Below are 25,669 nucleotides of genomic sequence, written 5' to 3'. Positions count from 1 at the left end.
TCTAGTAGAGTAGTCTGTGCGTGTGACTGCCAGTTCCCCAGCGACGCGCAAGCCGGTTGAAACACGAGTGCGCCTCTTGGAGTCCGCAGCAGATCTATTCAGTCGGCAGGGCTTTGGGGCGACTGGTATCAAGGCCGTTCTGTCGGCGGCCGCAGCGCCGTACGGTTCCCTATACCACTTCTTCCCCGGCGGTAAGCAGGAGTTGGGTGCCGCCGCGCTCACCTACGGCGGTGACCGTTATCGCGAACTACTCGAGTCCGTGTACCCGCAGGAAGTCGACGTTGTCGAGGCGACGGCGGCTGCGTTCCGGCAAGCCGCGCACCATCTCGAAGAATCTGATTACGGCTACGCGTGCCCGGTTGCCACGATCGCGTTGGAAGTGGCCAACAATGACGAGTTGATGCGGGCCGCCGCCGCTGAGGCATTCGAATCGTGGCTGAGCGTCCTGCAGCAGCGTTTCACTGCGGCAGGCATGACCGGCGAGCGTGCTCGTGATGTGTCAGTGGAGATCTTCTGTCTTATCGAGGGTGCGGTTCTGTTGTCGCGCACCACGCGGTCGTCCGCGCCGATGCACACGGCCGGAAAGGCGGCGGCCAATGCCGTTGCCGCCGGACTCGCTGCGCCCAACGGGGAGTGAAGGTGTCGGCTTCGGGCGCAAGCCGGGTGTACGGCGGAGTCACCGGAGAAGAGCGGATCGCTGAACGGCGGCGGAAGCTGGTCGAGGCGGGCATGAGCCTGTTCGGTTCTGCCGATTCCGGGATTGTCCGGGTCAAGGACGTGATCACCGAGGCGGGGCTGACCGAGCGGTATTTCTACGAGAACTTCGCCGATCTGGACACGCTGTTCGATGCGGTGCTCGAGAACACCATGGATACGGTCGAGCGCGAAGTGGACGCCGCCGTCGCCGATGCCTCTGGTGATGCCTTCGCCCGGATCTCGGCCGCATTGCGAACCGCGGTCGACGCCCTCGCCGCCGACCCGCGCATGATCCGCATCATTTTCGTCGAGGCGCTCGGCAAAGGGGGCCGTGCCGGTACCCGCCGGAACGAGATCCTGACCCGCGCTGCCGCGAACTTCTTCCGATGGTCGGGTAGCGCAGTGGGTGACTTCGCCAGCAGCCCGGTCGACGCCCGTATGAAGGCCTTCGCCGTCTCGGGGGCCGCCTCGGAACTGTTGATCTCGTGGGCCGAAGGCCTCCTTGAGATCACGCCGGCCGACCTGTCCGATTTTCTCATCGGACTGTACTGGCGAATCAACCTGCCCTGAGGGGTTCGACCGCCCCGGGGGCGACATCGAGGCCGACGTCAGGTCAGCCGCTCGACCTCGACGAACACGATCGAGTCGCGGTTACCGCGATTCTCGACCGTGTGCTCGGAGCCAGCAGGGCGTGAATAGCTCTGTCCTGCGACCAGATTGGCGACGATCTCGACGCCGTCGGCCGTCACGACGTGCATGGTGTCGGTGACCAGCGGGACCACCACGTACTCGTGTTCATGCCGGTGCATCGGGATCGCCCCACCGGGTTCGATCGTCCACTTCGTCACCCGGAACAAATCGTTCTCCAGCTGGATCTCACCCCGGGAACCCGTCGAATCGGCCATCAGAAGTCCGGCGTGCTGACGTCTTCGAGTTCCTCCTCGGGCTGCTGTGGAGCCACAGGTGGGGGCGCCGCGGGCGGAACTTGCGCCGACCCGCATTCGGTGCCGCCCACCCCGGGCGGGCACAACGTGGCGGCGCCCGGTGAATTCGGCACCAGGTACGGGATGCACGTACCGGTGTAGGTGTCGTTGTCCTCGCCTGCCGGGCACGATGCCGCCGCGGTCGACGGGGCCGCGAGGGCTGCGATGGGTGCTGCGGCGGCCATGGCCAATCCGGCAATGACGACGAGTCGGCGAACCTTGTGTTGTCGAGGTGGCATTACGTCACGCCCTTCGCTTGTTGTCGTCGCCGGCGTACCGCAATGGCGCACCGAGGTCGAACGAGACGACGTCACGGGCGTATCGGGCGGTCAGTGCATCGAGATCGCGCGCACGGATCGCGTTCACACCCTCGGCGATGCGCTGTCGCACGGCGTCCTCGGTCACGAACGCCACGGTAGGCCAACATGCCGGGGCCGTGGGGCCGATCTCGGCGACTCCGTTTCCGTGCTTGGCGTGCCGCTCCACGTGTCAGGGGTTACAGTTCCGTCAATTCAAGTGACTCTCAGGATTGGGGTTCGTGCATGGACGGAGCGGTGCGCCCGTGGTTTGCCACCGGAGTCGCGATGGTCGGCGCGGCGGCGGTGGCGATGGCACCGATCGCGCCGTCGTGGCCGGCGCCAGATGTGCAAGTGGCGCCACCCAAGGTCGTGCCCGAATTTCAGCTCACCGATTTCGAGTTGCCCTACATCCTGACCCTGCCCATCGTGCGGCAGTCGATCCGCAACTGGGCCGAGAACTGGGCGGTATATCTGGCGGGACTGGCGCAGGCCGGCATCGGTCTGGGCCAGTCCGTGCTCGCCATTCCCGGTGTCACGGTGGAGATCATCCAGGAGATCTTCGCCCGCGATTTCGTCGGCGCATTCGATACCTTCACCTCCGCGGCGCGCGACGCTGTGGTGGCCGTCGGGCAACCGCTGCTGGATTCGGCGATCTGGCGCAACCAGAAGTATCTGGTGGTGGAGGCGGCGCTGCAGGCCGCGTGGCCGCAAGCGGTCATCGACGTGGCGAACGGATTTCTCGATGCCGGCAGTGGCGTTGCGACCGCCTTTATCCAGGGCACGCAGAATCTGATCGCCGCGGTACTGACCTTCAACCTCAGCAATATCGTCGATGCCACGGTCGAAGGAACGAGGAACTTCCTGATCTCACTCGGAGACGGCGCGAGGTCCGTCGTGGAAGGCATCGAGGCCGCACAGCTGGGGATCGCCACCGCGCTGGCGACCGCACCGCCACCGCCGCCGGACTTCGGAACGTCAGAACTGCGCACCCCGTCGGTGGAGCGGCCCCTCGGCGTCGACGCGACGTTCAAGACCGTCACCCTTGACGTTCCCGCCGCCACAGCCGTGCCTGAGCCTCCGCCGACGAAAATGCTTGCTGAAGAACAGGTTTCGCCCGTGGTGGCGCGTGCGGTCGCGCCGATGCCGAAGAAGCGAATCGGTCAACCGGCCAGGGATGTGGCCGAACAGGTCGGGGCGGAAGTCAAGAGCTTTGCCGATCGGGTGACCGCGGACGTCAAGAAGCGGATCGGGGTCAAGCCCGAGGGCACGAAGGCCCACACCAAGTCCGAGGACAACAACACTCCCGCTGCCGCGAAACCGTCCGCCGGGGGGCCGAAGCGCAGCGACGCCTGATCCACTCACCCGAGGATCATCTGCCGGATCAAAGCCCCAGATCGGTGAGCAGTATGCGAACCCGCCGTTCGATGTCATCGCGGATCGGGCGCACCGCTTCGACCCCGAGGCCGGCCGGGTCGGCCAGGTCCCAGTTCTCATAGCGCTTGCCGGGAAAGTAGGGGCAGGTGTCTCCGCACCCCATGGACACGACGACATCCGCTGTCTCGACGATGTCGTCGGTCCACCGCCGGGGCTGTGCATGGGCGATGTCGATGCCGACCTCGGCCATTGCCGCGACAGCGGCGGGATTCACCTGGGCGGCGGGCTGCGAGCCGGCCGAGAACACGATAGCCCGATCACCTGCGAGGTGAGCGAAAAAGCCCATCGCCATCTGTGATCGACCGGCGTTGTGTGTGCACAGGAAGAGCACGCTGGGCCGCGGGCGCTCTGGCATCAACTGCTCCTCACCGGTTGGTCATCTCCTATGGGGCTGAACCGTTTTCGCAGTCCCAGTGACACGTAGACGAGCGCGACCAGGACGGGCACCTCGATGAGTGGGCCGACGACGCCGGCCAGGGCTTGACCCGACGTGGCGCCGTAGGTGGCGATGGCCACCGCGATGGCGAGTTCGAAGTTGTTGCCCGCGGCGGTGAACGCGAGGGTGGTGGCGCGCTGGTAGCTCAGTTTCAGGATCGCGCCCAACGCGTATCCGCCGCCCCACATGATCGCGAAGTAGATCAGCAGCGGCACCGCGATGCGCGCGACGTCCCACGGCCGGCCGGTGATCTGATCGCCCTGCAACGCGAACAGCACCACGATGGTGAACAGCAGTCCGTACAGGGCCCACGGGCCGATCCGGGGCAGGAATGTCGATTCGTACCAGTCCCTGCCTTTCGCCGATTCACCGATACGGCGTGACAGATAGCCGGCCAACAGCGGAATGCCGAGGAAGATGAGCACCGACTTGGCGATCTGCCATGGCGACGTGTCGATGGTGGTCTGCTCCAGGCCGAGCCAGCCGGGGAGCACAGAGAGATAGAACCAACCGAGCACGGCGAACATTGCGACCTGGAACATCGAATTGAGCGCCACCAGGACGGCGGCCGCCTCCCGGTCGCCGCACGCCAGGTCATTCCAGATGATGACCATCGCGATGCAGCGGGCCAGTCCGACGATGATGAGGCCCGTTCGGTACTCGGGCAGGTCCGGCAGGAACAGCCAGGCCAGTGCGAACATCAGGGCGGGGCCCAATACCCAGTTGAGGATCAGCGAGCTGATCAGCAGCCGGCGGTCACCGGTGACGGTGTCGAGGCGGTCGTAGCGGACCTTTGCCAGCACCGGGTACATCATGATGAGCAGGCCCAGGGCGATCGGCAGTGAAATGCCGTCGACCTGAACTTGATTCAAGGCATCGGCGATGCCCGGAACGAACCGTCCGAGCAGCAATCCGGCGGCCATCGCCACCCCGATCCACACCGGCAGGAACCGGTCCAGCGTGGAGAGCTTGGCTACGACGGTCTGGCTCACGCCGATGTCTCAGCCGCGCTCGCGCCGCAACACACGCCGCCCGACTCGGGGGAATCCAGGGCCGACGACTGGGTGCCGAAGGTTTCCGAGTCGGCCAGAACCGTGTAAACCTCCCATTTCTCGCCGGCCGGACCGGTCACCCAGACCTTGTCCTGAGTGGCGAAACAGCAGGTGGTCCCGATCTCTTCTTCGGTGAACAGGCCCTCATCGGTAAGCCGGGCGATCTCGGTGTGTACCTGCTGGCTGGACTCCACTTCGATGCCCAGGTGGTTGAGAGTCCCACCGTGCCCAGGGTTTTCGATGAGGACCAACTTCAACGGGGGAGTGGCGATCGCGAAGTTGGCGTAACCGGGCTTGACCTTCGCGGGGGCGGTGTTGAACAGCTTGGAGTAGAACGTGATGGCCTCGTCAAGGTCGTCGACGTTCAAGGCGAGTTGTGTGCGGGACATGGCAGCCTTCTCAACCTCTATGACTTATGTCGAACTATCGGACAACATCGATGATGCCACCTCTTCGACATAAGTCAATATCCTCTGGCAGAATAGTTTCATGCCCAAGGCGTTACCGGTGGTCGACACCTCCGAACCGGTCTGCTGCTCACCTGTTGCCGCCGGCCCGATCGATGATGACGACGCGCTTGAGATCGCGCTGCGGCTCAAGGCGCTCGCCGACCCGGTGCGGGTCAAACTGATCTCGCTGCTGTTCAGCGCGGAGGCGGGGGAAGTATGCGGCTGCGATCTGGCGGCTGCGGTCGGCTTGGCCGAATCAACGGTCAGCCACCACCTGTCGCAATTGCGACGAGCCGGAATGGTGGAGTCCGAACGGCGCGGCATGAACGTCTATCACCGTCCGCGCCGGGACTCGCTCGTCGCGTTGTGCACTGTGCTCGACCCGAACTGCTGCCGTTAGTAGACGGCCGCGGTTGGGAGTGCTGGTCGATTACGTCAGACGCACTCGACGCAGAGCTGCTGGTCACCCTTCTGGAGCGCCAGCCGATTGCGGTGCTGCACCAGGAAACAACTCGAACAGGTGAACTCGTCGTCCTGCTTGGGGATGACCCGCACGGTCAGCTCTTCGCCGGAGAGGTCGGCGTCGGGCAGGTCGAACGAATCAACCACCTCGTCCTCATCGATGACCGCGGTGTTGGCCGAGCTGCGCCGCTGGGCTGCCAGCTCCTCGAGCGACTCGTCGCTCGCCTCGTCCGTCTCCTTGACGCGGGGCGCGTCGTAATCGGTTGCCATAGATGATCCTCCTAATTGCCAGACCAATGTTTGGCCAACGCCGCAGCGGGACTCGTTGTTCCCCGGGCGAACAGCCTGTAAACGTCGGATGCACGTTAGCGCCCGGAGCCCCCCTGGGTCTTCATGGGAGGACGTGATGCTGGGTACAGTCTTCGGCGTGCATGACGATGTCAGGGGCCCGGACGGCGAGATCTTCGATGATGCCGAGCTCGACGAGTACCTCGACGACCACGATGCCGAGCTGGAGGACCTGGACTCCAACGGCCAGGTGATCTCGATCCGTCGCGCCAACGGCGAGGAGATCCTCACCATCGTCGCCCAGGACGACGAGTGGAATGTCGATCTGCAGCCGGGCGGGGCCGTGCAGAGTGCGTTCCTCGGGTCGCGCCGCGACACCCCGGTGTGGATCAACACCCTCGACGGCCAGATCGAGCGCGACGACGACGGCACGTACGTCATCCGTATCGACTGATCTTTGCGCTCGCGCTGAGCGCAAAGATGGTGCTCGGCCGCCCCGTCGCCGATGGTGACGGGGTGTCCTCTCTCCGCGTAGTGAAGCTCGGCGCCCACATCGGGGCCCGCATCGATGGAATCGACGTCAGCGGCAACCTCGACGTGCGGACGGTGTCCGCGATCAACGCAGCCCTGCTCGAGCACAAGGTCATCTTCTTCCGTGGGCAACACCAGCTCGACGATGAAGGACAGTTGGCCTTCGCCAGGCTGCTCGGCACCCCGACGGGGGCTCATCCGACCGTCACCTCGCGCGGAGACCGGATCCTGCCCATCGACTCTCGGTATGACCGGGCCAACAGCTGGCACACCGATGTGACGTTCGTCGACCGCATCCCCAAGGCCTCCCTGCTGCGGGCGGTGACACTGCCCAACTACGGCGGGACCACGACGTGGGCGTCCACCGAGGCGGCCTACGACCGGCTGCCCGAGGCGTTGCGCGCGCTGGTCGAGAAGCTGTGGGCGGTGCACACCAACCAGTACGACTACGCGGCCGACTACGACGGGCGCCACGACCAGCTCGCCGAAACCGAACGGCAGTACCGCGCCGAGTTCGAGTCCGAGTATTACGAGACCGAGCATCCGGTGGTGCGCGTCCATCCGGAGACCGGGAAGCGCGTGCTGTTGCTGGGGCACTTCGTCAAGCAGTTCGTGGGATTGAGTGCGGCCGAATCGGCCACCCTGTTCCAGCTGCTGCAGAATCGGGTGATCAAGCTGGAGAACACGATTCGATGGAACTGGGAGTTGGGCGACCTGGCCATCTGGGACAACCGGGCCACCCAGCACTACGCGGTGTCCGACTACGACGACCAGTACCGCCGGCTGAGCCGGATCACGTTGGCCGGCGATGTCCCGATCGATGTCCACGGCCGGCACAGCCGGGTCATCGCCGGTGACGCATCGCGCTACTCCGAGGTGGTGGTCCCCGTCGCCCTGGCCGGGTGATCGGGCCCGCCGATCAGAGCCGGTCCATCTCTCGCGCCATCATGCTGTGCTCGAGATAGCTGCACGGCGGCGGGTAGTAGTGCGCGTGCCGCCGCTCGGCGCGCGCATGCCAGCGTTCGGCCACTGAGGCCACCGCGTGCGACATCATCGCGACGACGTTGCGCCGGGCGGGAGACCGCACCGCCGCGGCGGTGCCGAACAGCACCTGTTGTTCGGTGATCAGCACCGGCTCCGAAGAACGCGGGTGTGCTGTGGTTGGTTGTGCGGCTTCGCGCCTGACGACGGAAACCGGATGGAAAACGCTCATGTCGCACTTCCTCTGCCCCAAGCGCCGAACTCTCCAGCGCTCTGATGCAGAAAACGTACGATCCGCGGCCGCTCCTCCTCACGCGTAGTGCACTACCTCTTTTCCCGAGGTTCGGTGCCCGGCACGCAGTTTGCCATTGGCTGGTGGCGCCGCGGCTCGGAGCTTTCCTGTGCAACTAATCCTCTCCCGCACAGCGCAATTGGATGAACCGGCACCTCGGCGACGCGCACACACACCGTCAGAAACACTATGGCGCAAGCGGACTGGGTTGTGGTGCGCACCGGCGCCCTCGCTTGCGGTGGCGAAATTCGCTTGCACCGCGTAGAAGCCCTCGGTAGAACACACGCTGTGACTGCCACGGTGCGACTTGAACATCTGACTGTCGACAACTGGGAGGAGGTGGCGGAGCTCAGCGTTGCGGAGGAACAGCAGGGCACAGTGGCCTCGAACCTCTACTCGATCGCGGAGAGTCGCTTCCTTCCGGGCTTTCTGACCAAGGCCGTGATCTCTGAGACGGACACCGTTGGTTTCGCCATGTACGGTCCGGATCCCGATGACGGGCATATCTGGCTCTATCGGCTGATGATCGACCACCGCTTTCAGCGCCGAGGATTTGGGCGTTTGGCGCTTCGAGAAGTGGTCAGGGCAGTCTCGCATGAGTTCGGAGCGCAGATTTTGCGCCTCGGGGTCGCGCCGAAGAATGGCGCCGCGATCTCCCTCTACGAATCGTCCGGGTTCCGGCCTACCGGGCAGTTCATCGGAAGCGAGAAGATCTACCAGCTGGAAATCACCAATGCGCCCTCGTGACACCTGCGAACTGTCCCGGGCCCCGGCGGCCGCGCGTCGGCGAAGAAGGTGAGCCCAGGAGTGAACAGGGACGATCTCCTCGTCGATCTCGTCAACGGGCTTCTGCCTGCGGTCCCGATCGAGGGCCGTATGCAGCCGATGAACATTCACGAGCGTATGGAACACCATCGTGTGCCCGGTGTTTCGCTTGCGCTCGGAGATAGCTCGGGTATGGCGACGTTCGCACTCGGAAGTTCCGATCATCAGCGCCCGATGGCGGAAACAACAAGGTTGCAGGCGGCTTCGGCCGGCAAGGCGATAGCTGCTTTTCTGTCGCTGATGATGGTGGAGGAAGGCCTACTGCCGCTCGATTCCGATGTTCGTCCGCTCCTCAAGCGATGGAGGCCGGAAAACTCTGATGCATTCACGCTGCGCCAGCTGGCCAGCCACACGGCCGGCTTCAATGTTCACGGATTTGACGGCTATGCGCATGGAGAAGTACTGCCGACATTGGCGCAAATCCTTGGCGGCGAAGCGCCCGCCAAGAACGCGGCAATCGAACAAATCGGAAGCCCTGGGTCGCGATTCAGCTATTCAGGCGGCGGATATACCGTCCTCGAGTTGCTTGTCGAAGATGTCTCTGGCCGATCATTCGAATCGCTGGTCGCGGACTACGTCTTCGGGCCGTTGTCGATGGAAGCCTCAGGTTTCCGGCCGGTGCCACCGCACGACATTGCTGCCGGCTTCGACGCGGACGGGAAGCGAGTGCCGGGCGGACACCTGATTTACCCGCAGCGAGCAGCGGCGGGTCTGTGGACGACACCTGGTGATCTGGTGAAGTTCTGCGGGGGTGTCCGCGCGTCAATTGCTGGAGCAGGAATTCTCTCAGGGGAGCTCGCGAGCTTGTTCATCCAGCCCCAGGATGGCCTCGACATCATGAATTTCGGGTTTTTCAACGGTCCTGACGGATGGATCGAGCATGGCGGGGCGAATGCGGGCTTTCGGGTGCAGATGTGGCTGTGCGGACATCAGGCCTTCGTCGTCATGAGCAATGGTGACGGCGGTACGCTGCTCAACCGGGAGATTCTTCACGGCTTGGCCCACATGGCGGGGTGGAATGAGATTCTGCCGGTCCCCGCGGTACCCCACCGTTTGGAAGCCCCGGATACAGACGAATTCTGCGGACGCTACGAGTTTTCATCCGACAGCGATCTCGGAATTCCCGGATGCGAAATCGCTTTTCGTGACGGAATGCTGAGTTGGTCCGATGAAGATGAACGCCTGGAACTCATTCACGTTGGCGATGGGGCCTTCATCGTCCCGACTCACCCCGGCTTCCGCGTTGTCATCGACGGATCGCGGCTCGACCTCCACATTTACGAAGACACATTCCGGGCTTCGCGACGGGGACACGACTAGCTGACGCACACCGGCCCCTCATCAGTGCGATGCCTCGCGGTTTGTCGTCGTTCGGATCGAGCGTTGGGCCGAAAACCTCTGTGGCGTCATCGGTTGAGACTTGATCCGTCTGGTGTACCCGAACAGTTCCCAGGGCATTCTCAGAGACTCGGTCATATCACCGATGCCGAGCCGGTGATGTCCGCCGTGGCCCGAAATCCCGCCCTAATCGGTGTCGCGGCGATAGCGTGGGGACTCGTCGTTTCACACCTGGATAGGAGACTGGACGATGAGAGCCGAATCCGCGTCGGGCGAGGGCATCGCCGGAGTGACCCGGTCCCCGCACCGGCTGCTGGCCGCGCTACTGGCAACCCTGGTCGGGCTGTTCGGCGCGGCCATGCTGGCCCCGGCGCGCGCCGCGGCCGAGGGGGAGACCTACGTCGTCGCCACCGACATCACCTTCGCGCCGTTCGAATTCCAGGATGCCGCAGGGAAGTTCGTCGGAATCGACATCGACCTCATCAACGAGATCGCGGCGAATCAGAAGTTCAACGTCACCATCAAACCGCTGGGCTTCGATGCCGCGCTGCAGGCGGTCCAGGCCAATCAGGCCGACGGCGTGATCGCCGGCATGTCGATCACCGACGAGCGCAAGAAGGTCTTCGACTTCTCCGACCCGTACTTCGAGTCGGGCGTGCAGATGGCGGTGCTGGCGACCAACGAGGACATCAAGTCCTACGCGGACCTGAAGGGCAAGCGCGTCGCGGTCAAGAACGGCACCGAAGGTGCGGAGTTCGCCGAGTCGATCAAGGACAAGTACGGCTTCCAGATCGTCTCGTTCGCGGATTCGGCGTCGATGTTCGAGGAAGTCAAGACGGGTAACTCCCAGGCGATTTTCGAGGACTATCCGGTGCTGAACTACGGCATCCAGCAGGGCAACGGGTTCAAGACCGTCACCCCGAAGGAGAAGGGTTCCAGCTACGGATTCGCGGTCAACAAGGGCCGCAACGCCGAATTGTTGAGCAAGTTCAACGCCGGTCTGAAGGAGCTCAAGGACTCCGGACGGTACGACGAGATCCTCGAGAACTACCTCGGCGAGGGCGCCAATGAGGCCGACAACTCCTTCATCGGCCTGCTCAAGAGCACGTTCCCGTTCCTGATGGCCGGCCTGAAGATGACGCTGATCCTCACGGTGGTGTCGATCGCCATCGCGCTGGTGCTAGGCATCGTCTTCGGCCTCTTCCGGGTTTCGCGATCGATCGTGCTGCGCGGGATCGGCACCACCTACGTCGACATCTTCCGAGGAACGCCCCTGCTGGTGCAGGCGTTCTTCATCTACTTCGGCATCCCGACCGCGCTGGGTTTCCAGATGACCGCGCTGACCGCGGGCATCATCACGCTTTCGCTCAACGCGGGGGCGTACATGACCGAGATCGTCCGCGGCGGAATCCAGTCGGTGGACAAAGGGCAGATGGAGGCGTCCCGCAGCCTGGGCATCGGATACCTGCCGACGATGCGGAAAGTGATTCTGCCGCAGGCGGTCCGCACGATGATCCCGTCCTACGTGAACCAGTTCGTGATCACCCTCAAGGACACCTCGATCCTGTCGGTCATCGGCATCGCCGAGCTGACCCAGACCGGACGGCTGATCATCGCTCGCAACTACCAGTCGTTCACCATGTGGCTGATCATCGGCATCATCTACTTCATCGTCATCATGGCGCTGACCAAACTCTCCGACCGGCTAGAGAAGAGGCTCGTGAAATGACCCAGCTGGTACCGGAAGCCGCGGCGGCCGAACCCGAGGGCACCGTCAAGATCCGCATCGAGGGCCTGAAGAAATCATTCGGAGATCTGGTGGTGCTCGACGGCATCGACACCACGATCAGCAAGGGTGAGGTGGTCTGCGTCATCGGCCCGTCGGGGTCGGGCAAGTCCACCTTCCTGCGCTGCCTCAACAAGCTCGAGGACATCACCGCGGGCAAGGTCACCGTCGACGGTTTCGACCTCACTGACCGAAAGGTGAACCTGGACAAGGTTCGTCAGCACATCGGGATGGTGTTCCAGCACTTCAACCTGTTCCCGCACATGACCGTGATCGACAACGTGACGCTGGCGCCGTTGTTGACCAAGAAGATGGACAAGGCCGCCGCGGAGAAGCGCGCGATGGAGTTGCTGACCCAGGTGGGCCTGGCGGAGAAGGCCCACGTCAAGCCGGCCACGTTGTCCGGTGGTCAGAAGCAGCGCGTCGCGATCGCCCGGGCCCTGGCGATGAACCCGTCGATCATGCTGTTCGACGAGGCCACCAGCGCGCTCGATCCGGAGATGGTGGGCGACGTGCTGCAGGTGCTGCGCGATCTGGCCGAAGGCGGCATGACGATGGTGGTGGTCACCCACGAGATGGGGTTTGCCCGTGAGGTGGCCTCCCGGGTGATCTTCATGGCCGACGGCAACATCGTCGAGGACGACACTCCGGCCGCGGTATTCGACAGCCCCAAACACCCTCGGCTGCAGGAGTTTCTGTCGAAGGTGCTGTAGTGGTCTACTTCGCGAACAGTCCGGCGACCAGGGCCTGGGCCACGGCTCCGGCATCGCGTCGCGCCCCGGCGGGATCGTCGGCGGTCGCGATCAGCAGGGCGGCCTCGTCCAGCGCCCCGATGAGCATGGACGCGAGAGTGTCGACCGGAAGGCCGGCGAGTTCGCCCGTGTCGATGGCGGTGCGGATGCCGTCCCGCAGGGTGCCCAGGTAGTTGCGATTGTCGATCTCGCGCATCTGGGCGAACCCCAGTGCGGCCGGCGCCTGCAGCACGCTGATCCGGGCCACCGTGGGGTCCAGGCAGCCGTCGAGGAATTCCTCGATGCCGGCCTCGAGCTGGCCGCGGATGGTGTCGTGGGCCGCCGCTGCCGGGAGCACCCGCTGGGCCAGTTGGCCTTCGACATCCTCGTAGACCGCGCGGAACACCGCCTCCTTGGTGGGGAAGTGGTAGTACAGCGCGTTGCGGGTGACGGCGGCGACGCGGGCGATATCTCCGGTGGAGACCGCCGCATAGCCACGTTCGACGAACAGCGAGCGGGCCGCGGCGACGAGGGCGGCTCGGGTGGCTTCGCTGCGCTGTTCGCGGCCGTCGCGCGGGTCTTCGCTCATCGGGGAATTTTAACAAGCCGTATGTATTGATGTTCGGGCGTTCATGTGTTTGCATACAGCCTGTATTGATTTGTCCGAATGCTCTGGCGAGAGGACACGATGATGAACACACTCACCTCCCGACGGCTGGTGCCGCTGCCCTGCGGCCCCGTCGGGGTGCGCGAACACGGCAGCGGCAGGCCCGTGGTGCTGCTGCACGGTCTGGTGGCCAACGGCCTCGTCTGGCGCCATGTCGTGCATGGCCTCGGAGAGCAGATCCGTTGCATCGCACCTGATCTGGCGTTGGGATCGCATACACCCGCGCTGCCGGCGGCCGACCTCACCCTGCCCGGCCTGGCCCGCACGGTCGTCGACCTGTTCGACGCGCTCGGCATCGAACAGGCCGTGCTGGTCGGTAACGGTTACGGCGGTGACATCGCCCAGGTGGTCGCCGCCGAGTACCCAAAGCGGGTCGAGGGCCTGGTGCTCGTGGCCACGAACGCGTTCGACTCCGACCCGTGGCCCGTCAAAGTTCTGTCACGGCTCACCGCGCTTCCCGGCGCCGCGCTGCTGCAATCGCTGGCGATCGGACTGAAACCGTTCCAGCGGCTCCCGGTCACCTATGGTGGTGCGACCAAGCGCCCGATCCCGGCCGACGTCATGGCCGATTACCTACGGCCGCTGCGCAGTGACCCTCTGGTGCGCAAGGATTTCCGACGGTTCCTCGACGGCCTGTCGCCGGCATACCTGGCGAGGTACTCACCACGGCTGGCCGATTACGACCGGCCCGCACTCGTGGTCTGGCCGCGCGATGAGCGTTACTTTCCGGCCGAGGGCGCACCGCGGCTGGCGCGGACGCTGCCGCAGGGCGTGCTGGAGTTCATCGAGGACTCGTATGCCTGGGTGCCCGAAGACAATCCGGAGCCGCTGGTGGGTCTGCTGAGCGAGTTCCTGGGGCGGCTGGAGAACGCCGATCAGCCCTGTTCGACCACGTTGGACTGACCGGATTTCGACACGTCGGGTTGCCCGGTATGGAAGGTGACCCGGTTCTCGAACCCCGAGACCCCGATGGTGTCCGCGGACTCGACGGTGATGACATTGTCGACACCGGAGACGGTGACGGCGACGCAGTGGCCGGTGATCTCCAGCTGATTCTCGATACCGCTGACGATCACGGTGTTGTCCCGGCAATCAATGGCCCGGTTCTCGCCGATGCCCGAGACGATGACTGTCTCGCCCGGCGAGACCTGCGTCGGCGCAACCGCTTCGGGTTCCGGGAAGCGGCTGACCGCCGTTTGCCGGATGGTCGTCGACTCGCTGTCGGACTGGGTGTCGGTACCGGCCCCACCTGAATCGCCGAACATCAGATAGGCCGCGACGCCGCCGGCCACCAGCATCATGGTCACCGCGCCGATGAGGATCATCAGCGGCGCGCCGCCCGAACTCGGCCGCGGTGGGGTCGCCCCGGGGTACGGCTCGTATCCCGGCCAGGGAGCCGGCGGGCCCGGAGGCGGCGGCGGGAACGGGTTTCCGTGGGGCCACGGCTGGGTCGGCGGCGGATCCGCAGGACTCGCCGGCTCACCGGTTCCGAGCTCGGAGGCGCGGGCCACCTCGGCGAGTGGGCGTTCCAGCTCCCGGATGCGGGCCTCGGGGTCATCCTTCGGGTCCATGCGCAGATGCTCGCACATCGCCCCGACCTGTGTACGGGAAGTGCGGTATCGGTTGACGATCGCGTTAGCTGGTGTGGTTCCCCGCGAATACTCGCGCCGCGGCCCGTGCTGGTGTGTCGCCGGTGAGCAAAGATCTTGGGTGATAACCAGTCTGGCGGAACCGGTAAGCCCGGGCCGATGTCGGGGCCCGCGCGTAGCCTTGTGGTGCCAGAGTGTTTGCTACGTGGAGAAGGGATCTCAGTGCCACAGACAGGACGATGGACCGGTGATCCGGTCTGGCTGGCCGACGTACTCCGGGACGAAGGCGTCGACCTCGTCGAGCATCCGGGCTGGCGCACGCGAGGGCAAGGCGATTTCAAGGATATCCGCGGGGTGATGGTGCACCACACCGGATCTGACCGTGCCAGTGCGGCGTCGATCGCCGACGGACGCCCGGACTTGCCGGGTCCGTTGTCGCAGCTGCACATCGCGCGCGACGGCACTGTGACGGTGGTGGCACTGGGGGTGGCCTGGCATGCCGGCGTCGGCATGTACCCGTGGCTGCCGGCGAACATGGGCAACTGGCATCTGATCGGCATCGAATGCGCCAACAGCGGCACCAGTCCGACTGCGCAGCATCGCCAGAACTGGCCTGACGCACAGTATTCCGCGATGGTGCGATGCTGTGCGGCGATCAATCGCCGGTTGGCGCAGAGCTCAGCGCGCACCATCGGACACAAGGAGTACGCGGGCCGAGCGCAAGGCAAGTGGGATCCGGGTGCCATCGACATGAACGTCCTGCGCGCCGACGTTCAAGAGCGGATCGGCGATATCGGGAAGCCGGCGCCGACGCCGCGACCGCCCGTTCCGGTGGGGGAGTACGCCGACATCCTGCTGTTCCGGCCGATGGAGGACCCGCTGGTCGCGGTCTTGCAGCGCCGGCTCAAGACCGCCTACGCGGCCTATGCGGGTGATCTTGTGGTCGACGGCGTCTTCGGCCCGAAAACCGAGGCCGCGGTCAGGGAGTTCCAGCGCCGCACTCCCGGCTTGAGGGTCGACGGCATCGTCGGGCCGGCCACTGCCGCCGCGTTGCGGCTCTGACGCCGTCTCTGGTGGGTTGCCACGTGCAGCGAACTGCCCGGTCGGCACGGCACATCTTTCACAGGGGTAACACCCGGCTCACATCGTCGCCGGTCGCAGGGCGTTGACGTCAAAGAAAGTTTGCTGGCGTGTCGTAGTGTGATTTACCGCTCACTTTTGCCGGAGTGGGTAAGAATTGTTATTGACGGACCAGTCCGCCGCGGAATGTGTGGCGCTTATCCCCCGCTGCGAAGTCCCTGGTAGCAAGCATTTAATCGGACGCGGCCAAAAGGTAACGGGTCGATAACGAAGAATTTCTTAAGCGCATTCTGAGAGACTGTTGACAGCTGTCGCGTATTCGCTGCGAAGTGGTCCGGAAGCTGTCGGTTTCGTCGCTAGACTCAATGCAACCGCGCCACTCCCGGCGCAGATAGACCTGGAATCTAGAGCCGGTGAAAGCCTTGCCGGCGGAGGTGCCGATAACGATGGCAAAGAACTTCCTGCGCGCGCTGACCGATGCGGTGCGCCCTGGCCGCAATGACCGCGCCATCGACGACATGTCAGCCCGCAGCGTCGCGTTCGACGGTGCGCTCGACGACATCGACGTGGCCGGTCTGGCCGAGATCGGTCTCGGGCCCATCGGCGACATCGCCGTCGATCCCGACCGCGACACCGTGGTGGTCACCAACGCCGCCACCCGGAGCCTGACGGTCATCAACCCGCACACCATGGGTGTGGTCGGGTCGGTCCGTCTGCCCGGAGACCCGTTCGCCGTCGTGGTCGCCGACGACCGCGCTTATGTGAGCGTCTCCACCGCCGCGCACGACTCGATCGTCACCGTCGACACCATCACCGGCGCCACGTTGACCGAATACCCCCTGGCCTTCGCCGTCACCGCCCTGGCCATCAGCCCGGACGGCAAGCGGGTGTTCGCCGGTCGCGCCGGCCACGAGCGCATCGACATCGCCGTCATCGACACCACCGCCGAGCGGGTCGGCACGATCGACATCGCCACCGGTTCCGGCATGAACCTCGATGCCCTGCGGATCGACGCGACGGGCAAGCGGTTGTACGTCGCCACCTCCGATGTCCGCGGCAGCCGGCTGGTCATCGTCAACACCGAGACCGCCCAGGTGCAGGCCACGGTGTGGATCGGTGCCCCCATCCGCGACATCGCGATCGGCGACGGCGCCGCCTACGTGCTGACCTCCGACCTGGAGCACCGCGGCGCGGTGCACACCGTCGACCTGTCCGGGGCCACCGTCGTGGATGCGGTCGAGGTCGGCGGGGCGCCCACCCAGCTGGTGCTGAGCCCCGACGCCACCCGCGCGTACCTGGTGGACTACGACCGCGTCACCGTCTGGTGCGCGCTGACCAGCCAGATCCAGGGCAGCATGGACGTGCACGCGCAACCGTCGGCGGTCGCCGTGCGCCACGACGGCACCCGGCTGTACATCGCCGACTATGCCGGCCAGGTCAACGTCTTCGACGTCGCCGAGTCGCTGTACTCGCAGCTGGCCGCCGTGGACGCCGTCGAGATGCACGTGATGCCCGCCCTGGAGCCGGCCGGCGCCTGATTCAGCGCCATCGGTAGCGAGTGCGCGGCCGCCCAGCCTTGCCGTACTCCGTCGTACGGTTGACGGTGCCGTCATCGGCCAGGCGCTCGAGATAGCGCCACGCCGTCACCCGCGACACTCCCACGCGTTTGGCCGCCTCGTCGGCGGTCAGTCCGTCGGGCTCGTCCCGCACCGCGGCCGCGATGCCCTCGGTGGTCTGCGGTGCCGCCCCTTTCGGTGCGGTGGATTTGTCGGTCGTCACCCGTAGCTCGGCCAGGGCCCGGTCCACCTCGGCCTGGCTCGCGGCGTCGGTTCCCGACGGCAGCGCCGAGCGATAACGGCGGTAGCGCTCCAGCCGATCGCGAAAAGCCGCGAATGCAAACGGTTTCAGCAGATAGGCGAGGGCGCCGTGGGCCACCGCCGCGCGCACCATCTCCAGATCCCGCTCGGACGTGATGGCGATGATGTCGGGCGCGGGGCTCAGCCCGGAGAGACCGGATGCCAACGAGATCCCACTGGCGTCCGGCAAGCCGATATCCAGGAGCACCAGATCGATGGGGTGCTCCGACGCCGCGGCCGCGGCTGCCGCCCGCATCGCATCACGTGCGGTATGTGCCACCGCCGCCAGCGAAAACCCTTCCAGGCGGCCAAGATAGGTCTGGTGAGCCTCGGCGATCAGCGGATCGTCCTCAACGATCAGCACTCGGATGGCAGGTCCGGTCATGTGGGCACCGTCGCGGTCACCACCGAACCGTACGTGACGTCGGCACGCAGCGTTCCGCCGTGCCGCCGCACCGTCTGGGCGACCAGGGCCAGCCCCAGGCCGTGGCCGGGAGCATCCGACTTGGTCGAATACCCCCGCTGCATGGCTTTGTCGAACGTGGCGGGATCCATACCTGGGCCACTGTCTGCCACCCGGATCAACAACTCATGTTCGTCCTGGTTCACCGTGACCTCGATCCATGGATCGTCCCGGTCACAGGCATCCATCGCATTGTCGATGAGATTGCCCAGCACCGTCACCATCTCCTGCCCGGACAGCACGGCGTCCGTGGACAACTGGGTGTCCTCGGTGACGGTCAGCGTTATCCCGCGTTCGTCGGCCTGAGCCGTCTTGCCGAGCAGCAAGGCCACCAGCGCCGGTTCGCCGACGGCCTGCGACAGCCGGTCCACCAGCCGCTGCGACAGCTCGAGCTCGCTGGTGGCGAACCGCACCGCGTCCTCGGGCCGGCCCATCTCCACCATGGTGATCACCGTGTGCAGTTTGTTCGCCGATTCGTGCGCCTGCGCCCGCAGCGAGTCGGCCAGCACCTGCAGCGAGCTGAGTTCGCCCAGTGCGCCCTGCAATTCGGTCCGGTCGCGAATCGTGACGACTTCTGCCCCGGAGCCGGCAACTCGGGCCCGGTTCACCACCAGCACCCGGTTGTCGGTGACATGGACCTCGTCGCGGACGCCCGGATCGTGGCTGCGCAGGAACTCCGGAAGCTCACTCTGGCGCACCGGCCCCGACGGCAGGGACAGCAGGCGTCGTGCTTCGTCATTGGCCAGCGCCACGCCGTCGCGGTCCAGCACGATCAGGCCCTCCGACACCGAATGCAGGATCGCGTCGTGGTGGTCGTACATCACGCGGAGCTCGTCCGGCCGCAGGCCATGGGTCTGGCGGAGTAACCTGCGCCGGATCGCCCACACCCCGATGAGTGAAACCGCAAGGGCCGCAGCGGTTACCGCGGCGATCGTCGGAATCTGCGCCGACCAGCGCTGGGCCAGGGTCTGCTGGGTGATCCCCGCCGACACCAGCCCCACGATCGTCCCGTCGCGATCCCGGACCGGGGCGACCGCGCGCACCGACGGTCCCAGCGTCCCGGTGTAGACCTCGCTGAACGTCTCACCGCGCAGCGCCGGCTCGACCGTCCCGAGGTACCGTCCACCGATCTGGCCCGGATCGGTGTGGGTGAAGCGGGTCCGGTCGGGCGCCATGATCGTGATGAACGCGATGTCGGTGTCCTTGCGCACCGCCTCGGTGACCGGCTGCAGCGTCTCCGTCGCGCGTCCGGACCGGATGGCCGCCGCGGTCGACGGGGAATCGGCCAGCGCGGTGGCAATCCCGATCACCTGCTGACGGGCGGCGGCTTCGCCGTCCCGGCGGGCGTCGAACAGGGCCAACCCCGAAGCGGCCAGGACCACTACCGCCACCACGATGACCTGCAGCGCGATCGCCTGCCCGGCCAGGGACCACCTGGCCGGCCGCCACCCGTTCATCGCACTCACCACCGGTCGTTTCGTTGTCGTCGCTGAACGTAATGAACTTAAACGTGACCTGGCTCACCCTCGACCCCGAACATCGTTGCAGACCCGATTTCGTCATACGGAGGACACGCCATGACCACCACCATGGACCGGCAACCCCAACCCGCGCCGCCACAGCGCCGCGACCGTACCCATTGGCTCTACATCGCCGTCATCGTCGCGGTGTTCGCCGGGGTGGCGGTCGGCCTGGTGGCGCCTGAGGTCGGCAAGAGCGTCGGCGTGCTCGGCACGATGTTCGTCAGCCTGATCAAGATGATGATCGCGCCGGTGATCTTCTGCACGATCGTGCTGGGCATCGGCTCGGTCCGCAAGGCGGCTACCGTCGGCAAGGTCGGCGGCCTGGCCTTCGTCTATTTCCTGGTGATGTCCACCTTCGCGCTGGCGATCGGTCTGGTGGTCGGCAACCTGATCCACCCCGGCAGTGGCATGCACCTGTCCGAGTCCACGGCGGGCAAGGGCGCCGAGCTCGCGGAGAAGGCCCACGAAGCGGGCGGGCTGATGGACTTCGTCCAGGGCATCATCCCCGAGACGCTGTTCTCGTCGCTGACGGCGGGAAGCGTGCTGCAGGCGCTGTTCGTCGCACTCCTGGTGGGCTTCGCCCTGCAGGCGATGGGCAGCGCGGGCGAGCCGATCCTGCGTGGCATCGAGCATCTGCAGAAGCTGGTGTTCAAGGTGCTGATCATGATCCTGTGGTTGGCCCCGATCGGTGCGTTCGGCGCGATCGCCAACGTCGTCGGCCAGACCGGCTGGACCGCCGTGACTCAGCTGCTGACCCTGATGCTCGGCTTCTATGTCACCTGCGTGCTGTTCGTGTTCGGTGTGCTCGGGGTGCTGCTGCGGGTGGTGGCCGGCGTCTCGATCTTCAAGCTGGTGCGCTACCTGGCCCGCGAGTACCTGTTGATCTTCTCGACCTCGTCGTCGGAATCCGCGCTGCCGCGTCTCATCGCCAAGATGGAGCATCTCGGTGTCGACCGCAGCACGGTGGGAGTCGTTGTGCCGACGGGGTATTCGTTCAACCTCGACGGCACCGCGATCTACCTGACCATGGCGTCGCTGTTCATCGCCGACGCCCTGGGCGCCCCGATGTCGGTCGGGCAGCAAGTCGGCCTGCTGGTGTTCATGATCGTCGCCTCCAAGGGCGCCGCCGGGGTGACCGGGGCCGGGCTGGCCACGCTGGCCGGCGGCCTGCAGAGCCACCGTCCCGACCTGCTCGACGGCGTCGGCCTGATCGTCGGGATCGACCGGTTCATGTCCGAGGCACGGGCGGTCACCAACTTCTCGGGCAATGCGGTGGCCACCCTGCTCGTCGGCTCGTGGACCCACACCGTCGACCGCGCCAAGGTGAACTCGGTGTTGCGCGGCGAGGATCCGTTCGACGAACTGACGATGGTCGACGACCACCCGTCGGTCACCGCCGAACCCGCACGCGTGTAGTCGTTCGAGAGCGGCCCGGTCGGTGTATCCGGCCGGGCCCTTCTGTGCATTGAACCCGTGGCCGCCCTCGCCCGTAACAACGGTGAAGAGATCACCGAAAAGGTGAGTGCGACAAGAAAGAAGACACGGTCATGCGAGCAACAATCGTCATGCTGGCCGCGTCGGGGGCGGCAGTAGGCACCATTCTGGCGCCGGCAGCACCGGCAGCCGCGGAGTCACCGATTGTGACCATCGGGCAGCTGGAAGCAGAAGGGTTCCAGGTCAACATCGACCGGGTGGGCAATGCGCCGCTCGATCAGTGCATCGTCACCAGCGTCCGCAACCCTCAGACCCAGACCAAGCTCATCCGGGTCGAGCGGTTCGGCAAGAACGGTAAGCGGGATTTCGATCTGGTTCCGGTCGTGGTGCGACGCACCATCACGGTGTCGCTGGACTGTACGCGGTAAGCCTCAGCGCTGGCAGTTCAGGGACACCGACACCGTCTGGCTGGTGACCGAGGGGATCAGGATCCGGTCACCGCCGAGGCCGGGGCCGACATACGGCACCCACTGGGTGACTTTCTGCGGATTGCGCACGCTGGTGACGGTGCACTGGTCCAGCGGTGCGGTGCCGATCCGGTCGATCTTCACCGTGTACCCCTCCGACTCCAGCCGGCTGATCACCTGCTGGGCGGTTTCCTCGGCCGAGGCCACTGCGGACGACGCACCGATCATCCCGAATACAGCCATCGCGACTGCTGCCAGGGACCACTTCATGCGCATCGGCCGCACCCTTTCGTCGTTACGAACCATCTTCCTCCACATACATCGTTTGAGGAATTCGTTTCGTTCCCGCCGGCGCCGACCGGTGAGCGCATAGCATCGCGCCCGTGAACAGCACCATGCAGAACTGGCCGTTGACGATCACCGCGATCCTGAGGCACGCCTGCGGAGTAAACGGCGACCGGACCGTGACCACCGCCAGTGGCCAGGGCCGCTACCGCACGATCAGCTACCGGGAGCTCGGTGAGCGGGTGGCTCAGCTCGCCCATGCCCTGCGCGGGCTCGGGGTCGGCAGTGGTGATCGGGTCGGCACCTTCATGTGGAACAACACCGAACATCTGGCCGCCTACCTCGCCGCCCCGGCGATGGGCGCGGTGCTGCATACGCTCAACATCCGGCTGGCGCCCGAACAGATCGCCTACATCGCCAACGAGGCCGCTGATCGCGTCGTCATCGCCGATGCGTCCCTGGTGCCGCTGCTGGCCCCGGTGCTGCCGCGGCTGGAGACCGTGGACACCGTGATCGTGGTGGGCGACGGCGATACCGGCGCGCTGACGGGAAAGACCGTGCTGCGCTGGGGCGAGCTGCTGGCCACCCAACCCACAGTGTTCGACTGGCCCGAGATCGACGAAAACTCTGCGGCGGCAATGTGTTACACGAGTGGTACCACCGGCAACCCCAAGGGGGTGGTGTACAGCCACCGGTCGAGTTACCTGCATGCACTGAACACCTGCACGGGCAACGCACTCGACGTCAGCTGCAGTGACACGGTGTTGCCGATCGTGCCGATGTTCCATGCCAACGCCTGGGGTCTGCCGTATGCCGCGCTGATGGCCGGCGCCAACCTGGTGATGCCGGACCGGTTCATGGACGGTGCCTCGCTGATCGACCTCATCGAATCCCAGCGCCCGACCCTGGCCGGTGCGGTGCCGACCATCTGGAACGACGTCATGCACTGCCTGGAAAAGAATCCGGGACACGACGTTTCGTCGCTGCGGTTGGTGGCGTGCGGTGGTTCGGCGGTGCCGCGCTCGCTGATGCAGGCCTTCCAGGAGCGATACGGCGTGTACATCCAGCAGGCCTGGGGCATGACCGAGACCTCGCCGCTGGCCACGGTGGCCAAGCCGATGCCCGGGGCGTCGGAGGAACGGCAGTGGGAGATGCGGGTCAGCCAGGGCCGGCCGATGTGCGGGGTGGAGGTGCGCCTCGTCGACGATGCGGGTGAACCCCTGCCCAACGACGGCAAGGCGGTCGGCGAGGTCGAGGTGCGCGGGCCGTGGATCACCGGCTCGTACTACCTGGACCGCGACGCCGAGAAGTTCGACTCCGGCTGGCTGCGCACCGGTGACGTCGGCTCGATCGATCAACAGGGCTACGTGACGCTGACCGACCGGGCCAAGGACGTGATCAAATCCGGCGGCGAGTGGATCTCCTCGGTCGAGCTGGAGAACCACCTGATCGCCCATCCGGCAGTGTTGGAGGCGGCCGTCGTCGGGGTTCCCGACGAGCGTTGGCAGGAACGCCCGCTGGCGGTGGTGGTGCTCAACGAGGATGCCTCGGCCAGCCCGGAAGAGCTTCGTGAGTTCTTGGCGGACAAGGTGGTTCGCTGGTGGCTGCCCGAGCGGTGGGCCTTCATCGAGCAGGTGCCGCGGACCAGTGTGGGCAAGTACGACAAAAAGACCATCCGGGCCCGCCACGCCGACGGTGCCTATGAGGTGATCACGCTCTAGTTTCGCGTGGGGTGGCTCTTCGCGGGTTTGTCACGCTGGAGTGGCTCTCGCGCCCGAGCGCCACTCTGGCGTGACGAAGTGTGGTGGGCCGGCTACGCACTGTCACGCCAGAGCAGCTGTCGATGCCGAGGGCCGCTCCAGCGTGACAATGCAGTCGCCGGGAACGGACGATGCGGTGGCCGGCGGTGAGGCAGCTGACGCTAGGCGCGCACGGCGATCGACGAGAGCAGATCAGCCAGGCGGTCCGGCCGGTCGACCATCGAGTAGGTGCGCGCACCGTCGATGACCTCGAACCGCGCGTTCGGAATGATGTCGGCGAGCCGCTTGCCGTCACCGAGTTCGAAGAGCAGGTCGTCGGCCGACCATGCGACGAGCGTCGGCTTGTCGAATTCCGGCAACCGTGCGGCCACTGCGGTGGTGACCTCGGTGCGCAGGGACAGGGAGAACTGCCGGAGATCCTCGACGATCGCCGGGTTTGACAGCGCGGTGCGCACCCACTCGCGGGTGAACGCGTCGATGTTCGCGTGCGCCAGCCCGTCGAACGCCCGCCGGCGCACCACGGGGATCCGCATGGCCTGGGCGCCGACGCGGAACAGGGTCTTGGACCGAGCGCCCACGATCACCGGCTTGAGGATCGGCGGCGGAAAGTGTTCGAACGCATCACAACTCGTCAGCACCAGGGCGCCGATCCGGTCCGGATGATGGACCGCCACGAGCTGGGTGACCACCCCTCCGGTGTCGTTGCCGACGAGCACGACGTCCTGTAAATCGAGTGCGGCCAGGGTGTCGGCGACGATCCCGGCCATCCCGCGGATGCTGCGGTCTGCACCGGGGCGCAGCGGTTCGGGATGCGCGCCCAGGGGCCAGGTCGGAACGATGCACCGCAGGCCGCGCTCGGCGAGCCGGGAGCTGACCTGCCGCCACAACTGACCGCCCATCATGTAGCCGTGGACGAAGACCACCGGCCTGCCGTCGGTTGGGCCGAATTCCTCGTAATGGATGGTTCCGGCGCTAATCTCAATGATCGACATGGATGACTCCCGGCTCGATACACATTTACGAACAGTCTGCCGGTAACTTACCAACAGGGTGTATGGAAAACAAGAGACGTACTCAAGAGGAGCGCTCCGCGGCCACCCGTGAGGCGCTGATCTCGGCTGCCCGGCAGCTGTGGGGCGAACGCGGCTACGCCGACGTCGGCACCCCCGAGATCGCGACTGCCGCCGGGGTGACCCGCGGCGCGATGTATCACCAATTCGCCGACAAGGCAGCGCTTTTCCTGGCCGTTGCCGAGGCGGTGGAGCAGGACGTGATGGCGCGGTTGGCCGAGGCGGTGGCCGCATCGAGCGCGACCACGCCTGCCGATGCGATCCGGGCTGCGGTCGACGCGTGGCTGGAGGTGTCCGGTGATCCCGAGGTGCGGCAGTTGATCTTGCTCGACGCGCCGAGTGTGCTGGGCTGGGCAGGCTTCCGCGACGTGGCCCAGCGTTACAGCCTGGGGATGACCGAGCAGCTGCTGGCCGAGGCGATCAAGGCCGGTCAGCTCGCCAAGCAGCCGGTGCGGGCGCTGGCGCACGTGCTGATCGGTGCGCTCGACGAGGCGGCCATGGCCATCGCGACCGCCGAGGATCCGAAGAAGGCCCGCCGCGAGGTCAGGCAGGTGTTACGCCGCCTGATCGACGCGATGTTGACGGGCTGAGTGCGCCGTCTCGACTTCTCCGGCTCCACTTTCTCGGGCTCTACATTTTCGGGCTTTGTCACCCCAGAGTGGCTGTCGGCTTCGACGGCCACTCTGGCGTGACAGCGGGAAGGCGGGCCGCCCCGGACTGTCACGCTGGAGTGACGCTCGGGCGCGAGAGCCACTCTGGCGTGACAAACCGGGGCGCGCGGCGGGAGTGCCCGAGGTCCGGAGGCGGGGTGCGCGGCGGGAGTGCCCGGGGTCCGGCGGGGTGCGCGGGAGTGCCCGGGGCCCGGCGGCGGGGATGCGCGGGCGTGGCGGGG

Annotated in this window: 31 protein-coding genes; 17 read left to right on the top strand and 14 right to left on the bottom strand. The window is 65.9% G+C overall.

From position 1 onward, the window contains the following. The first annotated feature begins 22 nt into the window (after nt 1-22). Complete coding sequence (locus BN4332_RS14005; RefSeq protein ID WP_066898993.1) at nt 23-637, top strand: TetR/AcrR family transcriptional regulator; 615 nt, start codon at nt 23-25, stop codon at nt 635-637. A 2-nt stretch (nt 638-639) separates the two neighbouring features. Continuing rightward, nucleotides 640-1,266 carry a TetR/AcrR family transcriptional regulator gene (locus tag BN4332_RS14000; RefSeq protein WP_074133066.1) on the top strand — a complete coding sequence of 209 codons (627 nt, stop codon included), beginning with the start codon at nt 640-642 and terminating at the stop codon, nt 1,264-1,266. A 38-nt stretch (nt 1,267-1,304) separates the two neighbouring features. On the opposite strand, the gene BN4332_RS13995 is transcribed toward BN4332_RS14000, so the two are convergent. Genes BN4332_RS13995 through BN4332_RS13985 form a run of 3 tightly spaced genes read right to left on the bottom strand, consistent with a single transcriptional unit; the run spans nt 1,305 to nt 2,084 of the window. Next, complete coding sequence (locus BN4332_RS13995) at nt 1,305-1,601, bottom strand: cupin domain-containing protein (RefSeq protein WP_066898991.1); 297 nt, start codon at nt 1,599-1,601, stop codon at nt 1,305-1,307. Beyond that, nucleotides 1,601-1,864 (bottom strand): hypothetical protein, encoded by a 264-nt coding sequence (locus tag BN4332_RS13990; RefSeq protein ID WP_066898990.1) that lies wholly within the window; start codon nt 1,862-1,864, stop codon nt 1,601-1,603. The genes BN4332_RS13995 and BN4332_RS13990 overlap by 1 nt, the downstream gene beginning before the upstream one ends. Before the next feature lie 58 nt (nt 1,865-1,922). After that, complete coding sequence (locus tag BN4332_RS13985; protein ID WP_200820300.1) at nt 1,923-2,084, bottom strand: Cif family virulence factor; 162 nt, start codon at nt 2,082-2,084, stop codon at nt 1,923-1,925. 137 nt (nt 2,085-2,221) lie between these two features. Between BN4332_RS13985 and BN4332_RS13980 the strand changes: the two genes are divergently transcribed. Beyond that, nucleotides 2,222-3,331, top strand: a complete 1,110-nt coding sequence (locus tag BN4332_RS13980) for a hypothetical protein (protein ID WP_066898989.1) — start codon at nt 2,222-2,224, stop codon at nt 3,329-3,331. Between the two features lie 28 nt (nt 3,332-3,359). Here the strand turns inward: BN4332_RS13980 and BN4332_RS13975 are convergent, their stop codons facing one another. The 3 genes from BN4332_RS13975 to BN4332_RS13965 are packed head-to-tail and all read right to left on the bottom strand — an operon-like array spanning nt 3,360 to nt 5,289. Then, nucleotides 3,360-3,767 (bottom strand): arsenate reductase ArsC, encoded by a 408-nt coding sequence (locus tag BN4332_RS13975; protein WP_066898988.1) that lies wholly within the window; start codon nt 3,765-3,767, stop codon nt 3,360-3,362. Next, nucleotides 3,767-4,840: an ACR3 family arsenite efflux transporter gene (gene arsB, locus BN4332_RS13970; RefSeq protein ID WP_264077216.1), complete on the bottom strand. Its 1,074-nt coding sequence runs from the start codon at nt 4,838-4,840 to the stop codon at nt 3,767-3,769. The genes BN4332_RS13975 and arsB overlap by 1 nt, the downstream gene beginning before the upstream one ends. Next, nucleotides 4,837-5,289: an ArsI/CadI family heavy metal resistance metalloenzyme gene (locus BN4332_RS13965; protein WP_066898986.1), complete on the bottom strand. Its 453-nt coding sequence runs from the start codon at nt 5,287-5,289 to the stop codon at nt 4,837-4,839. The genes arsB and BN4332_RS13965 overlap by 4 nt, the downstream gene beginning before the upstream one ends. A gap of 100 nt (nt 5,290-5,389) precedes the next feature. Here BN4332_RS13965 and BN4332_RS13960 point away from each other — a divergent pair, with 100 nt between their 5' ends. Next, on the top strand, nt 5,390-5,749 hold the full coding sequence (locus BN4332_RS13960) for an Rv2640c family ArsR-like transcriptional regulator (RefSeq protein ID WP_066898985.1): 360 nt from the start codon (nt 5,390-5,392) through the stop codon (nt 5,747-5,749). Between the two features lie 35 nt (nt 5,750-5,784). Here BN4332_RS13960 and BN4332_RS13955 read toward each other — a convergent pair whose 3' ends face one another. Beyond that, a complete protein-coding gene (locus BN4332_RS13955; protein WP_066898984.1) occupies nt 5,785-6,081 on the bottom strand; it encodes a DUF4193 domain-containing protein in 297 nt (98 codons plus the stop codon). Nucleotides 6,082-6,238: 157 nt separating this feature from the next. Here BN4332_RS13955 and BN4332_RS13950 point away from each other — a divergent pair, with 157 nt between their 5' ends. Continuing rightward, complete coding sequence (locus tag BN4332_RS13950) at nt 6,239-6,553, top strand: hypothetical protein (protein ID WP_235654088.1); 315 nt, start codon at nt 6,239-6,241, stop codon at nt 6,551-6,553. 26 nt (nt 6,554-6,579) lie between these two features. Next, nucleotides 6,580-7,536 carry a TauD/TfdA dioxygenase family protein gene (locus BN4332_RS13945; RefSeq protein ID WP_084459272.1) on the top strand — a complete coding sequence of 319 codons (957 nt, stop codon included), beginning with the start codon at nt 6,580-6,582 and terminating at the stop codon, nt 7,534-7,536. A 13-nt stretch (nt 7,537-7,549) separates the two neighbouring features. Here BN4332_RS13945 and BN4332_RS13940 read toward each other — a convergent pair whose 3' ends face one another. Beyond that, nucleotides 7,550-7,843 (bottom strand): hypothetical protein, encoded by a 294-nt coding sequence (locus BN4332_RS13940; protein ID WP_160110850.1) that lies wholly within the window; start codon nt 7,841-7,843, stop codon nt 7,550-7,552. 348 nt (nt 7,844-8,191) lie between these two features. Between BN4332_RS13940 and BN4332_RS13935 the strand changes: the two genes are divergently transcribed. The 4 genes from BN4332_RS13935 (at nt 8,192) to BN4332_RS13920 (ending at nt 12,565) form a co-directional block, all read left to right on the top strand. After that, entirely contained in the window at nt 8,192-8,650 is a 459-nt protein-coding gene (locus tag BN4332_RS13935) for a GNAT family N-acetyltransferase (protein WP_074133065.1), read from the top strand. Between the two features lie 60 nt (nt 8,651-8,710). Further along, entirely contained in the window at nt 8,711-10,048 is a 1,338-nt protein-coding gene (locus BN4332_RS13930; protein WP_066898982.1) for a serine hydrolase domain-containing protein, read from the top strand. A 268-nt stretch (nt 10,049-10,316) separates the two neighbouring features. Beyond that, nucleotides 10,317-11,795 carry an amino acid ABC transporter substrate-binding protein/permease gene (locus BN4332_RS13925; protein ID WP_235654087.1) on the top strand — a complete coding sequence of 493 codons (1,479 nt, stop codon included), beginning with the start codon at nt 10,317-10,319 and terminating at the stop codon, nt 11,793-11,795. After that, a complete protein-coding gene (locus BN4332_RS13920) occupies nt 11,792-12,565 on the top strand; it encodes an amino acid ABC transporter ATP-binding protein (RefSeq protein ID WP_066898981.1) in 774 nt (257 codons plus the stop codon). Before BN4332_RS13925 ends, BN4332_RS13920 begins: the two co-directional genes overlap by 4 nt. 4 nt (nt 12,566-12,569) lie before the next feature. Here BN4332_RS13920 and BN4332_RS13915 read toward each other — a convergent pair whose 3' ends face one another. Then, nucleotides 12,570-13,172, bottom strand: coding sequence for a TetR/AcrR family transcriptional regulator (locus BN4332_RS13915; protein ID WP_066898980.1), 603 nt, complete (start codon nt 13,170-13,172; stop codon nt 12,570-12,572). 102 nt (nt 13,173-13,274) lie between these two features. Between BN4332_RS13915 and BN4332_RS13910 the strand changes: the two genes are divergently transcribed. After that, entirely contained in the window at nt 13,275-14,153 is an 879-nt protein-coding gene (locus BN4332_RS13910) for an alpha/beta fold hydrolase (protein WP_074133064.1), read from the top strand. Here the strand turns inward: BN4332_RS13910 and BN4332_RS13905 are convergent. Then, nucleotides 14,126-14,821 (bottom strand): DUF3060 domain-containing protein, encoded by a 696-nt coding sequence (locus BN4332_RS13905; protein WP_200820299.1) that lies wholly within the window; start codon nt 14,819-14,821, stop codon nt 14,126-14,128. The genes BN4332_RS13910 and BN4332_RS13905 overlap by 28 nt on opposite strands. 240 nt (nt 14,822-15,061) lie before the next feature. Between BN4332_RS13905 and BN4332_RS13900 the strand changes: the two genes are divergently transcribed. Then, nucleotides 15,062-15,901, top strand: a complete 840-nt coding sequence (locus BN4332_RS13900) for a peptidoglycan recognition protein family protein (RefSeq protein ID WP_066898977.1) — start codon at nt 15,062-15,064, stop codon at nt 15,899-15,901. 464 nt (nt 15,902-16,365) lie between these two features. Continuing rightward, nucleotides 16,366-17,457, top strand: coding sequence for an MmpL3/TtfA transport complex stabilizer (locus tag BN4332_RS13895; RefSeq protein WP_066898976.1), 1,092 nt, complete (start codon nt 16,366-16,368; stop codon nt 17,455-17,457). A 1-nt stretch (nt 17,458) separates the two neighbouring features. Here BN4332_RS13895 and BN4332_RS13890 read toward each other — a convergent pair whose 3' ends face one another. After that, entirely contained in the window at nt 17,459-18,160 is a 702-nt protein-coding gene (locus BN4332_RS13890; protein WP_066898975.1) for a response regulator, read from the bottom strand. Continuing rightward, nucleotides 18,157-19,695, bottom strand: coding sequence for a sensor histidine kinase (locus tag BN4332_RS13885; RefSeq protein WP_066898974.1), 1,539 nt, complete (start codon nt 19,693-19,695; stop codon nt 18,157-18,159). Before BN4332_RS13885 ends, BN4332_RS13890 begins: the two co-directional genes overlap by 4 nt. 120 nt (nt 19,696-19,815) lie before the next feature. On the opposite strand from BN4332_RS13885, the gene BN4332_RS13880 reads away from it, so the two are divergent. Together BN4332_RS13880 and BN4332_RS13875 are read left to right on the top strand one after the other, a co-directional pair. Then, nucleotides 19,816-21,177 (top strand): cation:dicarboxylate symporter family transporter, encoded by a 1,362-nt coding sequence (locus tag BN4332_RS13880; protein ID WP_066898973.1) that lies wholly within the window; start codon nt 19,816-19,818, stop codon nt 21,175-21,177. A gap of 131 nt (nt 21,178-21,308) precedes the next feature. Beyond that, nucleotides 21,309-21,623: a hypothetical protein gene (locus BN4332_RS13875; RefSeq protein ID WP_066898972.1), complete on the top strand. Its 315-nt coding sequence runs from the start codon at nt 21,309-21,311 to the stop codon at nt 21,621-21,623. Nucleotides 21,624-21,626: 3 nt separating this feature from the next. On the opposite strand, the gene BN4332_RS13870 is transcribed toward BN4332_RS13875, so the two are convergent. After that, nucleotides 21,627-21,938 carry a hypothetical protein gene (locus BN4332_RS13870; protein ID WP_066898971.1) on the bottom strand — a complete coding sequence of 104 codons (312 nt, stop codon included), beginning with the start codon at nt 21,936-21,938 and terminating at the stop codon, nt 21,627-21,629. A 107-nt stretch (nt 21,939-22,045) separates the two neighbouring features. Between BN4332_RS13870 and BN4332_RS13865 the strand changes: the two genes are divergently transcribed. Next, entirely contained in the window at nt 22,046-23,668 is a 1,623-nt protein-coding gene (locus tag BN4332_RS13865) for a fatty acid--CoA ligase (RefSeq protein WP_066898970.1), read from the top strand. A gap of 200 nt (nt 23,669-23,868) precedes the next feature. On the opposite strand, the gene BN4332_RS13860 is transcribed toward BN4332_RS13865, so the two are convergent. Further along, nucleotides 23,869-24,699: an alpha/beta fold hydrolase gene (locus BN4332_RS13860; RefSeq protein WP_066898969.1), complete on the bottom strand. Its 831-nt coding sequence runs from the start codon at nt 24,697-24,699 to the stop codon at nt 23,869-23,871. A 62-nt stretch (nt 24,700-24,761) separates the two neighbouring features. Here BN4332_RS13860 and BN4332_RS13855 point away from each other — a divergent pair, with 62 nt between their 5' ends. Continuing rightward, nucleotides 24,762-25,367: a TetR/AcrR family transcriptional regulator gene (locus tag BN4332_RS13855; RefSeq protein WP_066898968.1), complete on the top strand. Its 606-nt coding sequence runs from the start codon at nt 24,762-24,764 to the stop codon at nt 25,365-25,367. Nucleotides 25,368-25,669 lie beyond the last annotated feature (302 nt).

Source organism: Mycolicibacterium houstonense (assembly GCF_900078665.2).
GTDB classification, from domain to species: Bacteria; Actinomycetota; Actinomycetes; order Mycobacteriales; family Mycobacteriaceae; genus Mycobacterium; species Mycobacterium houstonense.
This window is presented reverse-complemented; position numbering and strand designations above follow the sequence as displayed.